The following is a 13393-nucleotide window of genomic DNA, read 5'->3' as shown; positions in this document are numbered from 1 at the left end:
ACTGCTTTGACACAAAGAAGAGGCAAAGAAATCATCTCCTTTTAACAAAAAAACTATGAATATTTTATCAAAATCAATACATGCCGCCGCCGGTACGCTACTATATTTTCTGCTTTTTTCCTGCCAAACCACCAACGAACCCATTTCTGAAGAAGCGGTTGCAGATAGTGTTTCGGTTGATAAAATTACGCTTACAGATGCGCAGTACAAATCAATCGGAATTGAAATTGGCTCCGCTAAAAGTGAATCCGTACGGACCGAAGTGAAGGCCAACGGGCGTGTAGATTTGCCCCCCGAAAACCGGGCTACTATAAGCCTGCCGATTGGTGGCAAAATTCGGTACGTAAAGGCACTGCCGGGTCAGCGGGTCCGTAAAGGAGAGCTCCTGGCTACTCTGGAAAGCTTCGAGTTTATTCAGTTGCAACAGGATTTTCTACAAAATACCAGTCAGTTGATTTATCTTGAAAAAGAACTGGAAAGACAACGTACACTGACGAATGAAAACGTAGGCGCACGGAAACAATTGGAGCAGGCACAAGCCAACTATGCCTCCACAAAAGCGCAGGTGCAGTCGCTGGAAGCGAAGCTTCGGATCCTGGGTCTTTCGGGTGAAACCTTACTTAAAAACGGGATTGTGCCCGCCGCCCGAATCGTCTCTCCGGTCAATGGGTACATAACGGTTGCCACCATTAACCTGGGTAAAGAAACTACGCCCGGCGAGGTGTTGCTGGAAGTAATAGACAAATCACACATGCACGTAGAATTGACAGTTTTTGAACAGGATGCTCCGTTTATTAAGGAAGGTCAAAGAGTCAGAATTGTGCAGCCTCAGGGTGAATCAGTGGATGCGTCGGTATATTTGGTAGGTAAAATGCTGGAAGGAAATACGCGCATGCTGAACATACATGCCCATGTACGTGACGAAAAACAGGAGGCTCAGTTGGTGCCCGGGGGCTATGTGAATGCCTTTATTGAAACCGGGAATCGAATGGTACTTACCGTGCCGACCGAGGCTGTTGTGCGAAAAGGAGCGACCGGTTATGTATATATTCAGGAAGAAAATCTGACCTTTCGTCGCATACCGGTTAAAATTGGGGGAACTTCCGAAACCGGGAACATTGAAGTCAGTACGTCCGTACCTTTGGCCGGAGTTTCGCTCGTAACAAAAGGAGCCTTTCTGGTTGATGCTGAATTGGCCAAACGCAGCGAGCCCGAGGAAGAGTAGTGTATCGTTTTTGAAATTATAGAATAAAATAGTTTATCTGGACACAAAGTATGTAAGGAAGTCTTTCCTGAATATAAAAGCATGAACGAACAGCTGAAAAAATTATATACGTTAGCACAACGGCCCGAGCGCCGCATCATCGGTCTAATGTCTGGCACTTCGCTGGACGGCCTGGATGTGGCTTTATGTCGGGTCTCGGGCAGCGGGTTGGATACATCACTACGAGTGGAGCATTTCGCCACAGTGCCCTATGCTGAATCCTTTAAGCAGGAAATACGGGCTATTTTTGCCAAACGCCATATTGACTTTCAGCAATTGTGCCTCTTAAATCCCTACATCGGTACCTATCACGGGCGGCTCGTCAGGCAATGCCTGAGTCAATGGGGAGTCGAACCGGCAGCGGTTGATCTGGTGGCAAGTCATGGCCAAACGGTCTACCACGCACCTAGGGCACAGCATCAACTGCCTGATTATCCGAACGCCACGCTGCAAATTGGGGATGGAGACCACGTAGCTGTTACAACGGGAATTATTACACTAAGCGATTTTCGTCAAAGGCACATAGCTGCCGGCGGAGAAGGCGCGCCATTGGCTGTGTATGGCGACTATCTTTTATTTACAAAAAAAGGAGAAAATCGGATTTTGCTAAACATGGGAGGCATTGCCAATTTTACGTACTTGCCCGCATCAGCCGAGGCAGACGCTGTGTTTACAACGGATACAGGTCCTGGCAATACGCTTTTGGATGCTTTTACACAAAAATATTTCAATGAACCGTATGATTCGGACGGAGCCTATGCCACCGCCGGAACTTGTCATCCCGGGTTGCTTCGGGCTTTGAAAGATCACCCATTTTTTGACGCACCCTTCCCAAAAACTACGGGCCCCGAAGTTTTTAATCAAACCTTTGTTGCGGTGGCTCAGGAAAAGAGCGATGCCCATTCCCTGAGCGCCAATGATCTGTTGGCAACACTTGCCCGGTTTAGTGCGGACACCATTGTGGCTGCTATTCGTCGGGCTACTCACATCAGCGAGCCGCACACCCTTTATGTAAGTGGAGGCGGGGCGCACAATCCTGTTTTGATGCAGGGCATCCGTGAGCAATTGCCGACGTCTTTTCAAATTTGTAAAATAGATGAATTAGGGGTTTCCGGCGATGCCAAAGAGGCGGTATTATTTGCGGTTTTGGCAAATGAGACTGTGGCAGGTGGGAAAGTTAATTTTGGAAATCGTGCAGGAGTACCTTCTGTTTCAATGGGAAAAATCTCTTTTCCCGAGTAATTTTGCCACTCATTTTTACAAAGTTTCCTTTTTCGCATGTATGACATCGTAATTATCGGCGGCGGCATTGTAGGCCTGGCCACAGCGCTGCGTCTCAAGGAGCAGCGTCCCTCTCTCAAACTGGCCGTTCTTGAAAAGGAATCGCAGGTGGCTGCTCACCAAACCGGGCACAATAGTGGCGTAATTCACTCGGGACTGTACTACAAACCCGGAAGTTTGAAAGCCGTCAATTGCATCAGAGGGTATCAGATGCTGATTGATTTTTGTGATAAAGAAGGAATAGATTACGATCTGTGCGGGAAAATCGTAGTTGCCACACAGCCGGAACAGGTACCTGTTTTACACGGCCTGTTTGAGCGTGGTATGCAAAACGGATTAGTCAAAAATCGAAAGATTACGGCTGGTGAGATGAAAGAGATTGAACCTCACGTGAAGGGCCTGGAAGGCATTTGGGTTCCTTATACCGGCATTATTGACTATAAAGCAGTTTCAGAAAAATATGCTGAAAAAATTCAGACCTTAGGTGGAGAAATTCACTTGTCGGAAAAAGTAATTAACGTATCAACCGAGCAGGGGCGAAGCCTGGTGCATACAGAAAAAGGCTCAGTTTTTAACACCAAAATACTTGTCAATTGTGCAGGTCTTTACTCAGATAAGGTGGCGCAATTGACGCAGGAAAATAAAGTAAATGTTCGAATCATTCCGTTTAGAGGCGAGTATTTTAAACTAAAACCTGAAAAGCAACATCTGGTAAAAAATCTTATTTACCCCGTACCCGATCCTAATTTTCCATTTCTTGGTGTCCACTTTACACGCATGATGGAAGGCGGTGTAGAAGCCGGCCCCAATGCCGTGCTGGCGTTTCGGCGCGAAGGCTATGGCAAGCTGGATGTTGACTTTAAAGAACTCGGGGAAACCCTCGCATGGCCGGGGTTTCGGAAGGTCGCGGCCAAATACTGGCGCACCGGCCTGGGCGAAATGTACCGATCTTTCTCCAAGGCGGCTTTTACGAAAGCGTTGCAGGAACTCATTCCGGAAATTCAGGAAGCGGACCTCGTGCCGGGTGGTGCGGGTGTGCGGGCGCAGGCCTGTGACTACGACGGCGGGCTGTTGGATGACTTTGCGATATTGGAAAATTCACAAACGATTAACGTAGTCAATGCGCCTTCTCCGGCAGCTACGTCCTCACTTTCAATTGGACAAACGGTGTCAGAACGAGTGTTGGAACGACTGTAAGCTACCGACCCGGAAGAGGAAGGGCTCGCGCAGCTTCGTCAAAATTAATATACTGGTTCAGGTCACGCAGGGAGATTACGGTAAATTTATTAGTGTGCAGGTAATCGAGATATTCTGAGAAAAGGTCGGGTGGAGTTGTTACCCAGTCGTGGGCGTAATCAGGAACGCCGTGGACGGTCAGGATGACAATTTTACCCTGCGTTGCTCCTTCAAATCCTTTTAAGATGACCTCTCGATTATCTTTCAGTGTTGTGAAACTCGGAATCAAAAACGGATGATCTTTGACAGGATCGTAAGGTCGGTCGCCACCAATGCGGGCAAAATGATAGCCTTTTTCGGCTAAAACTTCATAGGCCGTTGGATGAATCGCATAGCCGGGGTAGGCAAAATTAACCGGTTTAGCAATCCCAAATTTCACACATCGACTTTCCAGCGAGTCCAGTTCAGCCAGGAGTTGCGCTTTGGTCAATTTGCCGACGTGTTTATGCGTCAGGGTATGATTGCCAATTTCAAATCCCATTTCGTTTAGCTGCCTGATCTGCTCCCAGGACATATATTTATTCTTGTCAGCAAAGTCGGGTGGAAATTCACAGACAAAAAATGTCCCGCCAAAGCCATACTTTTTCAAAAGTGGTGCAACTGTGGTTGCGTGCGTACTAACACCATCATCAAACGTCAGCACTACGAGTTTTTCCGGAATGGGACGCCGGATAATTTGAGCATCTACCGATCCTATACATAACAAAAGATAGCAAAAGAGTGAGACAGATTTCATATATATAAATAGAAAGAAACCGAAGATAGTTGACCTTTGAAAGAGTGCATAAAATAGAAAACCTACTAGTCCAGACGTGCAAATGAGGCACGAAAGTGGTACCTGACGAAAATTCAAATCAGATCCTGCGATAAACCCGATAGGAACGAAATTGGCCTTCCGGAGGCCTGAGAAGATAAATTAGGGCACGTGCTTGTAATTCAAATTGTTAAACTCTATATTTGCAGTCCCATTTTCGGGTGGGACAGCCTGTATTCTGTGTATAGTACTGAAAATCAATTATAAATCTTTTTGTTAATCGTGGATACGTTAAGCTACAAAACCATCTCGGCGAACAAAAACACAGTAAACAAAGGGTGGGTCGTAGTGGATGCCAAGGACCTTGTGCTCGGCCGTTTGGCGAGCGAAGTGGCCAAAATCATTCGTGGCAAACATAAGCCGGACTTCACCCCGCATGTTGACTGTGGTGATAACGTGATCGTTATCAACGCCGACAAAATTAAACTGACCGGAAACAAAATGACGGACAAAGTGTACGTACGTCATACGGGATATCCCGGAGGTCAACGTTTTCAGACACCTCGCGAGCTTCTAAGCAAGCACCCTGAGCGTGTGATTGAAAAAGCTGTAAAAGGCATGCTCCCCAAAAATCGTTTGGGACGTCGCTTGTTTACAAACCTGTTTGTGTATGCCGCTGCGGAGCATCCGCACGTTGCGCAACAGCCTAAAGAAATTAAGTTGTAAGTCGAAAAGACATCCTACACATGGAAGTTATCAACACAATTGGTCGAAGAAAAACCGCCGTGGCTCGTATTTATATGACGCCGGGAAAAGGTGAAATCAAAGTAAATGGCCGGGATTACAAAGAGTATTTCCCGTTTGAAGTACACCAAATCGTGGTACAACAGCCGTTTGCTACCCTGAATTCAGGGGAAAGCTATGACATCAAAGTGAATGTTCGCGGTGGCGGAGTGACAGGTCAGGCAGAAGCAGCTCGTATGGCTATTTCACGTGCTCTTGTTGAATACAATGCTGAAAACCGTCCTGCTTTGAAGAAAGAAGGATTTCTTACTCGTGATCCCCGTATGGTGGAGCGTAAGAAATACGGACGTCGGAAAGCACGGAAAAGATTCCAGTTCTCGAAACGTTAATTTTTCGCTTGGACTTCCCGTTGGAGAATTGGAGAATAAGCCTCTGTTTTTTCTGGAAAAAGTCCAAACGAACAATAGTCCAGGCAGTTACTTATCGTGCCCGATGTACTGTGCTGCGTAGTTCAAAATTAGTAAACATTCATTTTTATCATTTATAAAAAAATGGCACAAATAGAATATAAAGACCTATTGGATTCAGGTGTGCATTTTGGCCACCTTACCCGTAAGTGGGATCCCCGGATGGCACCGTATATTTTCATGGAAAAGAACGGCATCCATATTATTGATTTAAATAAAACACTCAGCTGCCTGGATCAGGCTGAGAATGCCATCAAACAAATTGTGCGCTCAGGGCGTAAAATCATGTTTGTAGCTACCAAAAAACAAGCCCAGGAAATCGTTACTGAAGAAGCAAAACGCCTGAAAATGCCGTACGTGACGGATCGTTGGTTGGGAGGAATGCTTACTAATTTCGGTACTATTCGCAAATCGCTAAAAAAGTTGCAGAGCCTTGATAAAATGCTCAAAGACGAAACCACGGTTAACAATATAGCGAAGCGCGAACGTCTGATGCTTGCCCGTGAACAAGAAAAACTGGATAGAGTGTTGGGAGGTGTAGCAGACCTGACACGCTTGCCGGCGGCCCTTTTCATTGTGGACGTAAAACGTGAGCACATTGCCGTTGCAGAAGCCAAACGCCTCAATATCCCGGTGTTTGCTATTTGTGACACCAATTCAAATCCAGATCTCGTAGATTTTCCTATTCCTGGAAATGACGATGCCTATAAGTCAATTGCTTTGATTACACTTGCCATCGGTAAGGCCATCGAAGAAGGACTGATGGAGCGTAAGCAGGATAAAGATGATCAGCGTCTTGCCGAAGAAGAAGAAGCAAAGCGCCAAAGCGATCAGAAAGGTGAAGCCGCTGCGGCGGAAGAAGCGCCCAGCGCTGCCATCGAAGAAAGCGACGAGGATTAATTCAATTCAAAGCCGCCACCGGGTGGAATATGTTTCAGGGACCTCTTTTTTAAGTCCGATCTGAATATAGATAAGTAGCCCGTAGCCTCAATGCTATGGGCTACCTTTTTTTAAAATTGGGGTAATGTAGAAAACTCTACTTTTGCCTGTCTTATACGATTCAATTAACAACATTTATTTATAACACATATCATGGCAATCACTGCGCAAGATGTAAATAAACTACGCCAAATGACCGGCGCCGGAATGATGGACTGCAAAAAAGCCCTCACCGAAGCTGATGGCGATTTTGATAAAGCGGTCGATATCCTTCGTAAACAAGGACAAAAAGTAGCTGCCAAGCGTGCCGATAACGCCACATCGGAAGGTGCAGTTCTCATTAGTATCAGCGAAGATGGTACCAACGGAAAGCTAATCGCGTTGGCGTGCGAAACTGAGCCTGTATCTAATGTTGAAGATTTCAAAAATCTGGCACAATCAATATTGGATACAGCCGTAGCAACCAATGCTGCTGACAAAGAAGCCCTTTTGGCCTCCAATATGGCAGACGGCCGCCCGCTGACTGAGCATATCGTTGATTTGGTTGGAAAACTGGGAGAGAAACTAGACGTAATAGCTTACGAAAACCTGACCGCTGAGCAGGTAGTAGCTTATACGCACTCAACGGGTAAATTAGGTGTATTGGTAGGTTTTGCCGGAGCAAATGGTACCGATCTTACTGAAATCGGTAAGGACGTAGCGATGCAGATTGCGGCTATGAAACCTGTTGCTCTTGATAAAGACGGCGTTGATGCAGCAACAATGGAGCGCGAAATCGAAATCGGAAAGGATCAGGCACGTGCCGAAGGGAAACCCGAAGCAATGCTTGAAAAAATTGCCCTTGGTAAACTGAACAAGTTTTACAGAGAAAATACACTGCTCAATCAGGATTTTGTGAAAGATTCGTCGTTGACAATCCGTCAGTTGTTAGAAAAAACTTCCAAAGGATTAGCGATTACAGCCTTTAAACGCATTGTGATAGGCTCTTGATAGTAAAAAAGTATTTAATGAAAGCCTTGTATGGAAAAATACAAGGCTTTTTTTGTTACTTAGCTTAAAATATTTTTATTGAAAATTTACCCTCTGTAAAGTTACTTTCTTAGCTTATGACAGTCTTAACACGGCATGAAAACCTGTATAAAGTGCATACCGACGAAGAACTCGTTCAACTTTTTATAGAAACTCAACGAAACAGTTACTTTGAAGAGCTCTATGAGCGTTATTCGGACAAAGTATATAGGAAATGCCTATCTCTAATTAAAGATCCTGCCAAAGCTGAGGACTTTACGCATGATATATTTCTCAAATTAATACTCAAATTAGGCACATATAAAGAAAATGCCCGTTTTTCAACTTGGCTATACTCCATAACATACAATTACTGTATGGATCAGCTGCGTATTACAAAGAAACGAGGAGAGGTGTATTCTGATGAAAGCGTAGAGGTATCTGATGAAACTGATCTCAATACCATTTTTGATCAAAATGATATTGAAGCCCGAAGACTGATGAGCGCTATGGATCAAATGAGCACAGAAGAAAAAAGTTTGCTCATGATGAAATATCTGGATGATCTTTCAATTCGGGAAATCGCCGAAATATTTAAAATAACTGAGAGTGCAGCAAAAATGAGATTGCTGCGATCAAGAGAAAAATTACGGATAAAATATCTGGAAACAATTGTATTCCTGGGTTTATTATTTGCTAAGCTGTTTGAGTTGCTGAAAATGGTAAGATAATAACCACATGGATAATAGTACTTTTAAAAATATTGAACCGCAAGATCAAGTGCCAGACTATTTAAAAAAAGCCTTGGTGTCAGAAATTGATATGATTCGTGATACACTGGAAGTAGTTTCATTATTTACGATTACTTTTTTTGATACAGCTCTCTTATGTATTCCTGATGAAACCCACGCAAACCCTCAATAAACAATGCAAAGTCTGCCAAATATCACTCAAATATTGATTAATACTTTTAATACATTAATCAATCAATTCATCGATTTTGTTCCCCGACTGATGGGCTGTATTGTTATCCTCATTGTAGGATATATTGTGGCGAAAACAGTGGCAATTGTGGTTAAGAATGTTCTTGGCAAAGTAGGATTCGACAAAATTGGCGATAAGCTAAATGAAATAAGTATAGTGAAGCAACTAAAAACTGAGATTAGGCTTAGCGAAATTATTGCGAAGGTGCTTTATTATTTCATTTTATTGGTTTTTCTGACAGCAGCTACTGAAACATTGGGCGTTAATGCCATTACAAGTATGGTATTATCTCTGGTGAATTTTATCCCGCAATTGATTGCTGCCGCCATCATGCTTCAAGTAGGTATTATGCTTTCTGATGCTGTCAAAAGTGCAGTGATTGCGCTATGCAAAACATTTAATGTGCCTTCTGCCAAGATGATAGGTAACTTTGTCTTTATTTTCTTCCTTATAATTACATTCATCAGTTGCCTTGGACAAATAGGAATAAAAACTGAACTATTTGAATCTAGCTTTAATCTGATTTTAGGTGGCGCAATTGCGGCATTTGCACTTGGCTACGGTATTGCCTCAAAGGATGTATTAGCAAATATTATTTCCTCAATATACAGTCGAAATAAATATAAGGAAGGTCAATTGATTAAAGTTGATGAAGTTAAAGGTAGAATTATAAAAATGGATACTGTTTCTTTGACTATTCAAAATGAAGAAATAACTACTATTGTTCCATTACAAATTTTACAAAATAAAAAAGTTGAAGTCTTTACCGAAACCCTCTAATTTGAAATTTTGATTATTTATGAAAAAGCGTATTTTTACTTTACTTTGGATTTTAATTTGTACTATTTCAGGAGTAGCAGCGCAAACAGAGATGCCAAAAGATACTTCCTGGAAAAAAAAGACAGAGTTCGGAGCCAATTTAAACCAGGGAAGTTTTAGCTCTAACTGGACAGGAGGTGCGGTTAGTTCGGTAGCTTTCGGTGTATTCCTAAATTCTGTTGCGGAATATAAAAAAGATAAGAATAGTTGGCGTAACGATTTTCAGGCTCAATACGGGATCGTGAGAAATCAGGGGCAAGGAAGCCGCAAAAGTGTAGACCGATTGTTTTTTGACACAAAATATGGGCGTCAAATTACCGATAAATGGAGTTTTATTGGGAATGTTAACTTTCTATCACAATTTACTCAGGGATTTGAGTTTAACGAAACTACCGCAGGGAGATTAGAGCGAACCAAAATCTCAGGGTTTTTCTCCCCTGCCTTTATTACAGAGTCAATAGGTATGGAGTATAAACCGGCTCCTTACTTCTTTGTATCGTTTTCGCCAGGTGCGGTACGTCAAACAATTGTAGCTGACTTGGATCTTTATAAAACTTTCCCCAAGAACTATGGAGTGCCTATTGGGAAACGTCTGCGTAATGAAGTTGCTCTTTTACAGCTAGTCGCAAATTTCGATAAGGAGATTGCAAAAAATGTAAATTTGAAATTTCGCTATTTGATGTTTGCAAATTATAAAGATCTCGGCGCGATCGATCACCGTCTTGATGCGATGTTAACAGCAAAAATCAATAAGTATTGGAACGTGAACCTCGGAGCGATCATGATTTATGATCAGGACCAAAGCCTTGATATACAGTTTGCTCAATCTCTTGCAATTGGATTTCTTTATACTTTTTAGATACTTAAAATTAACCTAACTCAACTAACTGATCGTATGCTTAAAGAATTTAAGACTTTCATTGCTCAGGGAAGCGTCCTGGATTTGGCCGTTGGTGTTATCATCGGTGCCGCATTCGGAAAGATAACAACCTCTTTGGTTGAAGATATTCTTAACCCAATTTTGGGACTTGCTATTGGTGGAGTAAATTTCAAAGAGTTGAAAATCATATTGAAGCAAGCCGTTGGTGAACAACCGGAAGTTGCTATTATGTATGGGAATTTTATTCAAACGATCATTCAGTTTTTGCTTGTGGCCTTTGTGATATTTTTTATTGTGCGTTATGCAAATAAATTGAAGTCGGAGGAAAAGTAAACGCATTTTTAACATTCAAAAAGGAAGCTGCAATAATTGCACGCTTCCTTTTTGCGTTATACCTCTTTTTATTTTCCTCAATTAAAAGCGAAGGCTTTTTTGCAATAGACCCATAAATTCTCCGAAATTTACAGCCGCAATATTTAAATTGACCACTTAGTAGAAATATGGAAGGGACCGAACTTGTAATTTTAGGAGGTGGCGAGAGTGGTGTAGGGGCGGCATTGTTGGCCAAATCGTTGGGAATGAGGGTTTTTGTTTCTGACAGTAACCCCCTTCAGGAAAAATATCGCAATATCCTCAAAAGGGAAGCCATTCCTTTTGAGGAAGGGTGTCATACAGAAGACCGTGTATTCTCGGCAACCGAGGTAATCAAAAGTCCAGGTATTCCGGATGACGCTCCTTTGGTGGCAGAGGTATATCGTAGGAATATTTCTGTGATTTCCGAAATAGAATTTGCATCCCGCTATACCGATTCCACTTTGATTGGAATAACTGGAAGTAATGGAAAGACTACGACAACATTACTGATCTATCACTTACTGGCGCAGGCTGGGCTTTCGGTCGGGTTGGCAGGGAATATTGGTGATAGCTTTGCCCGGCAGATAATGGAGGGGAAGAAAGAAGTGTACGTGTTGGAATTAAGTAGTTTTCAGCTGGACAATATGTACCAATTTCGAGCAGACGTAGCCGTTTTGCTTAATATTACACCTGACCACCTGGATCGGTATAGGTATGACTTTCAAAAATATGTTGACTCTAAGTTCCGTATAACTCAAAACCAAACGGAAGCAGATGAATTCATCTATTTTTCTGATAGTCATCCGATACCTGTTGAACTGGTTAAACGGCCCTTTCATGCAAAGCAATTGCCTATTTCATTAAGTAGACAAGTAAGCGAGGGAGGATTTCTTATTGATGAAACGTTAATTGTGAAACGAGCGGATGTTGAATTTCGGATACAAAGGAATGAACTTCCGATTCAGGGACCACATAATGCAGTCAATGCTATGGCAGCAATTTTGGTAGCACAACGCATGGGACTTACCGATGAGCAGATAATCAACGGTTTACGTACCTTCAAAAATGCTCCGCATCGCCTCGAACTTGTAGGAGTTTATGATGGGGTTTCCTATATTAATGATTCAAAAGCCACCAATGTCGACTCGGTCTATTATGCGTTGGGTAGTTTTGATCGACCGATCATCTTGATTGCAGGCGGAGTCGACAAGGGGAACGATTACTCACAAATTAAAGAATTGGTGCAGAAAAAGGTAAAGGGCTTGATTGTAATAGGAAAAGATACTACGAAGTTAATGACCTATTTCTCAGATATTGTCCCTCAAATATATAGTACTGACAGTCTCGAAGAAGCATTGGTAATGGCAAAATCCTGGTCTGTACCTTATGACGTAGTGTTGCTTTCTCCGGCTTGTGCGAGTTTTGACATGTTTAAAAATTATGTCGATCGTGGTGATCAGTTCAGGAGTCAGGTACAAAATATGTTTACCAAAAACTAGTTGAGCGTCACAATGGATTCAGTTATTAGACTAAAAGATTTGACTCAGGCCTGGTTTGTAAAAAACCTGAAAGGAGACCCGTGGCTATGGAGTGTGGCGGTTTTTCTGCTGGTAGGTGGTGTACCCGTGGTATATAGTGCGAGCGTAATGGAAGCCTACCTGGAACATAACGGAGATACTGAATATCTTCTCTACAAACAGATTCAATCGGCAGGAATGGCGTTTCTGGTGATGTATTTTGTTCATCTAATCCCTTACACCAAATTTGTAATATTCTCACGATTAGGCGTTTGGCTTTCGATTATTCTATTATTTCTTACTTTTTTTAAAGGAATCAACGTTAACGATGCCTCCCGTTGGGTGGAAATTCCGTTTATTAACCGCAGGTTTCAACCTTCTGAGCTTGCCAAAGTAGCCTTAATTGCCCACCTTGCCCTGGTCCTGGCGCGACGTTTTAAAAAGGGTTGGAATACACTGGAATCCCTCATAGAGCCTATCTTCATGATTGGCCTTGTATGTGCCTTAATTTATAGGTCCAATATTTCTACATCAGCGCTTCTGGGAGCAACTTGCTTCATGATGATGTATGTAGGTAAAGTACCTATCAAATATCTGTTTTTTACTTTCTGCGTCTTTATTTTTTTCTCAGGGGTATTAGTCGTTCTGAAATTGGGTCAACGAGGCGGTACAGCTGAAAAACGTATAGAGCAATTTTTTAATAGTGAAAAAGTAGAGTATCAGGCTTCTCATGCCTTCATCGCAATGGCGCGCGGTGGATTAACGGGTGAAGGAGTAGCCAAAAGTCGCCAAAGAAGATACCTGCCTCATAGTAATAGTGATTTTGTATTTGCTATCATCGTTGAGGAGTATGGTACTTTGGGAGCAATATTTGTCATTTGTGCCTTTCTTCTTTTGCTATACCGAGGGCTTAAAGCCATTGAAAAGCCTAAGAGACCTTACGGAGGTTTGCTTTCGGCAGGTCTGACTTTCAGCATCGTTTTTCAGGCGTTTGCTACGATGGCAGTAACCGTTGGTTTGTTTCCTGTTACTGGTCAAACACTTCCTTTCATAAGTAAAGGAGGGACTTCCATGCTATTTACAGGGTTAGCCATGGGAATTATATTAAGTGTAAGCAGGGGCGAATTAGAAGAAAAAACGATTTGA

Annotated in this window: 15 protein-coding genes; 14 read left to right on the top strand and 1 reads right to left on the bottom strand. The window is 42.7% G+C overall.

Annotation, left to right across the window (positions count from 1 at the left end; genetic code table 11):
• The first annotated feature begins 55 nt into the window (after positions 1-55).
• The 3 genes from EZE20_RS15495 (at position 56) to lhgO (ending at position 3742) form a co-directional block, all read left to right on the top strand.
• On the top strand, positions 56-1225 hold the full coding sequence (locus tag EZE20_RS15495) for an efflux RND transporter periplasmic adaptor subunit (protein ID WP_132119270.1): 1170 nt from the start codon (positions 56-58) through the stop codon (positions 1223-1225).
• 81 nt (positions 1226-1306) lie between these two features.
• A complete protein-coding gene (locus EZE20_RS15490; RefSeq protein ID WP_132119268.1) occupies positions 1307-2506 on the top strand; it encodes an anhydro-N-acetylmuramic acid kinase in 1200 nt (399 codons plus the stop codon).
• 36 nt (positions 2507-2542) lie between these two features.
• Positions 2543-3742, top strand: coding sequence for an L-2-hydroxyglutarate oxidase (gene lhgO, locus EZE20_RS15485; protein ID WP_132119266.1), 1200 nt, complete (start codon positions 2543-2545; stop codon positions 3740-3742).
• A 1-nt stretch (position 3743) separates the two neighbouring features.
• Here the strand turns inward: lhgO and EZE20_RS15480 are convergent, their stop codons facing one another.
• Entirely contained in the window at positions 3744-4517 is a 774-nt protein-coding gene (locus EZE20_RS15480; protein WP_132119264.1) for a polysaccharide deacetylase family protein, read from the bottom strand.
• Between the two features lie 300 nt (positions 4518-4817).
• Here EZE20_RS15480 and rplM point away from each other — a divergent pair, with 300 nt between their 5' ends.
• The 11 genes from rplM (at position 4818) to EZE20_RS15425 (ending at position 13393) form a co-directional block, all read left to right on the top strand.
• The gene (gene rplM, locus EZE20_RS15475) at positions 4818-5261 is read left to right on the top strand and encodes a 50S ribosomal protein L13 (RefSeq protein WP_132119262.1); all 444 of its coding nucleotides are present in this window, start codon (positions 4818-4820) and stop codon (positions 5259-5261) included.
• Between the two features lie 20 nt (positions 5262-5281).
• The gene (gene rpsI, locus EZE20_RS15470; RefSeq protein WP_132119260.1) at positions 5282-5668 is read left to right on the top strand and encodes a 30S ribosomal protein S9; all 387 of its coding nucleotides are present in this window, start codon (positions 5282-5284) and stop codon (positions 5666-5668) included.
• A 162-nt stretch (positions 5669-5830) separates the two neighbouring features.
• Positions 5831-6646: a 30S ribosomal protein S2 gene (gene rpsB / locus EZE20_RS15465; RefSeq protein ID WP_132119258.1), complete on the top strand. Its 816-nt coding sequence runs from the start codon at positions 5831-5833 to the stop codon at positions 6644-6646.
• Positions 6647-6838: 192 nt separating this feature from the next.
• On the top strand, positions 6839-7675 hold the full coding sequence (tsf, locus tag EZE20_RS15460) for a translation elongation factor Ts (RefSeq protein ID WP_132119256.1): 837 nt from the start codon (positions 6839-6841) through the stop codon (positions 7673-7675).
• Positions 7676-7827: 152 nt separating this feature from the next.
• A complete protein-coding gene (locus EZE20_RS15455) occupies positions 7828-8424 on the top strand; it encodes an RNA polymerase sigma factor (RefSeq protein ID WP_317129177.1) in 597 nt (198 codons plus the stop codon).
• A 7-nt stretch (positions 8425-8431) separates the two neighbouring features.
• Positions 8432-8617 (top strand): hypothetical protein, encoded by a 186-nt coding sequence (locus tag EZE20_RS15450; protein ID WP_132119252.1) that lies wholly within the window; start codon positions 8432-8434, stop codon positions 8615-8617.
• Positions 8618-8620: 3 nt separating this feature from the next.
• Complete coding sequence (locus EZE20_RS15445) at positions 8621-9457, top strand: mechanosensitive ion channel family protein (RefSeq protein WP_132119250.1); 837 nt, start codon at positions 8621-8623, stop codon at positions 9455-9457.
• A 19-nt stretch (positions 9458-9476) separates the two neighbouring features.
• Complete coding sequence (locus EZE20_RS15440; RefSeq protein ID WP_132119248.1) at positions 9477-10355, top strand: DUF3078 domain-containing protein; 879 nt, start codon at positions 9477-9479, stop codon at positions 10353-10355.
• A gap of 36 nt (positions 10356-10391) precedes the next feature.
• Positions 10392-10709: a large conductance mechanosensitive channel protein MscL gene (gene mscL / locus EZE20_RS15435; RefSeq protein WP_132119246.1), complete on the top strand. Its 318-nt coding sequence runs from the start codon at positions 10392-10394 to the stop codon at positions 10707-10709.
• 167 nt (positions 10710-10876) lie between these two features.
• Positions 10877-12229 (top strand): UDP-N-acetylmuramoyl-L-alanine--D-glutamate ligase, encoded by a 1353-nt coding sequence (murD, locus tag EZE20_RS15430; RefSeq protein ID WP_132119244.1) that lies wholly within the window; start codon positions 10877-10879, stop codon positions 12227-12229.
• Between the two features lie 12 nt (positions 12230-12241).
• The gene (locus tag EZE20_RS15425) at positions 12242-13393 is read left to right on the top strand and encodes an FtsW/RodA/SpoVE family cell cycle protein (protein WP_132119242.1); all 1152 of its coding nucleotides are present in this window, start codon (positions 12242-12244) and stop codon (positions 13391-13393) included.

This window comes from Arundinibacter roseus (genome assembly GCF_004348825.1).
Taxonomy (GTDB): Bacteria; Bacteroidota; Bacteroidia; order Cytophagales; family Spirosomataceae; genus Arundinibacter; species Arundinibacter roseus.
The sequence above is the reverse complement of the archived record's forward strand: the minus strand, read 5'-3'. Positions and strand labels throughout refer to the sequence as shown.